General features: G+C 48.2%; 2 protein-coding genes. Both read right to left on the bottom strand.

All coding sequences use genetic code 11. The features are described from left to right. On the bottom strand, positions 1-634 hold a 634-nt coding region (locus C3B51_RS23185), incomplete at its 3' end, for a hypothetical protein (protein WP_206076673.1). Positions 635-864: 230 nt separating this feature from the next. Further along, positions 865-2,602 (bottom strand): DUF637 domain-containing protein (locus C3B51_RS23180; protein WP_165389236.1); only part of this gene is annotated, 1,738 nt, incomplete at its 5' end.

Below are 2,602 nucleotides of genomic sequence, written 5' to 3'. Positions count from 1 at the left end.
CTTCCACGGGGGCAACTGGCGCATCGGGCAGCAATTGAGTGACATTACCAAATCCGGGGTGGCTGAAATCCGGGTTGGGCAAGCCGTGCTGAGCACGCAGTGCCAGCAACATTAGCGCGGCGTAAGGGGTAAACTGCCAGTTCATATTGTCGAACTCAAAAAAGTCCTTGCTGGGTGGGGCGGCTACCTGCGCCACCTGGTCGTCGCATAAGCGGGTCAGGTGGGCCGTGAGCAGGTCTAAATCCTCCGTATTCCAGTCCGCGACAATATCGGCATAAGCAAATCCATCCACTATCGGCGTCATGGACTTGCTGCCGTTGGCGGCATCAAACAACAGAATCATGCAATCCCCGATATGGCTTTTTGAGCGGTTCACCCAGTGTCTGGGGTAGCCTACTTCAAACAGCCGGAAGATATGGCTGGCATGCTTAGGCTGTTGCAAAATCACCGCCATGGCCAGATAGAAGACACTATCTGGTGATACGCCTCTTTCGTGCTCCCTGTCAAAGCGAGTCACAAAGCGCCGCTGCGTAAAATAGGAGAGCACACTATTGATATAGGCATACCCCAGACTGTGCGCCAGCATTTCTGAACAGAGTTTATCCTGCTGAATGAACGATGTTTGCGCCGACATTTCATAATACTTTGTCGCTATAGTGTATTCTGTTAAGAAGCACTCCCACGGTAGAAACTGTAAATTTTCACTACTAAAGGTGCCACCGACAACGCTCCCTGTCTCAATATAGTGCATTATTTTCGCTTTATTTCTATCATATACCTCCAGATACTTGTCCGGATTCTTTATTGCCCTTTTGCGTTTACGCAGAAATTTTTCTAATTCTTTTGGATTACTATTCATATTTATTACCCCGCTGGGACCATTGACACTGACGCAACCCCGGTTTGGCCCGGTTTAGGTACCTTTACCTTGGCCAGAATGGGTTTTATTTTATATCCCTCTCTTTTGAGTTTTAAAAGCTCATTAGCGTATGCTTCTGCTTCGGCGGTTACTTTCTGTCCATTTAGTGTGCCTCCTGCCACCTGCTCAATCCATTTTTCGCCTCTGTTAAGCAAATCTAGTTTACTCGGATCTTTTGGGAAATTGTCTCTGATACTGGACTTCACTTCTACCAGCCAGATGGTTTTATTGGTTTTATCAATAGCCAGTAAATCGGCACCATGATTGGATTTGTTTTTAATAATATCCTTAAATTCCAGCCCAGTGCTGTCCTCAAATATCTGTTTGGCGATTTGTTCACCATAAAAGCCATCGTTTTTATCAGCAATATGTGAACCATGGACTGTAGTGATGAACTCATACTCTTCATCAGCCTTCATATTACCTAGATTGATGCGCTCTTTGTTGGCATTTTTAACATTTATATTGCCTTGCGCACCGCCAGAAGGACCATCTGTTTCAGTATGATTCTTTAAATCCTCAAGCATCTTCGGCGACAAGATATTATTACGCTTCAACCAGTCAAGCATCTCCTCAAACGTTTTAAAGCCTGGGATCGCCTTGCCAATAAGGCCGCCAGCAGCTTGATCTATCAGCCACTGCTCAAGCATTTCCTGGCCCTGTTCAGGGTTTTTGCCCATGGTGTCGTAAATTTCATATAGCTCATTGGCAGTCAGGGCAATATCAATACCTTTGAGCACCATTAAGCCCAGAGGGATAAGGAACAGGGCATTGTGCTGCGCGGCGTTCTCTGCCGTCATGGCGGCCAGATTTACATCACTGTTGGCAATTAGCGCTGCGGTTGCGCCGCCAAGTTTGGCAAGGTCAACGCCCGCAGCGGTCAGCTTAGCCATTTCCTTGTTAAAGTAACGCTGAGCCCCCTCTGATTTGTAAAAAGCGGCAATTTCAGCATTGCTATATCCAGCGCCCCTCAGTAACTGGGTGCGTTGCGCTTCTTTTTGGTAAAAATCGTCGAGCTTTTTCGCTTTGTAAGCATCTGCCACTAACTCGCCAACCACGGCGCCACCGGCACCAGTCAAACAACTTTCACTACCACCACCAGAGGCTTGACCCGCTTCGCTGGTTGCAATGCCGAGAAGACAGCCCGCTCCGGCATGTGACAGATAGCGCACTACATTTGAAATGTCTTTGTCTTTATAGGCTGAGCCGATAGACGAGGACATGTATTCACCAACCGCTGAGATACCGGCACTTTTCAATGAACTGGTAAAGTTCTCTGAGAAGTCAGAAAAATCGCCACCATTGATGGCAGTAGAAATACCCGCGCTGATGGTGGAATTGACCACGGCCTGGGTTGTCTGATTACCAATTTCTATCAGTGTGTCTGAGCTTAATAACGGCGCATCCGGGTTCACTTCGCCGAAGAAGTTAAGGTCTTTAAACTGGCTCAACATACCCGCTGTTGCCATTGCCACAGCGAGATTACGCAGGCTATCACTGCTCGTCATTGTTTCCAGCGTTGCGCCAATGCTATTGCCCGCAGCAAGGCTGGTTGCAGCCTGAGTTGTTAAGGTGACAGCCGCCGCCGACATCGCTGAACCTATGACTGCACTTTCAAATGCGGCAGCAATGGCTCCTTCAGTACCTATTAGCCCCGCACCAGGCCCCATCGCCACAGATACC

The sequence above is a fragment of the Pseudoalteromonas rubra genome (genome assembly GCF_004212645.1).
In the GTDB taxonomy this organism is placed as follows: Bacteria; Pseudomonadota; Gammaproteobacteria; order Enterobacterales; family Alteromonadaceae; genus Pseudoalteromonas; species Pseudoalteromonas rubra_G.
Note: the sequence above shows the minus strand (reverse complement) of the source record. Positions and strands in the feature narration are given on the sequence as shown.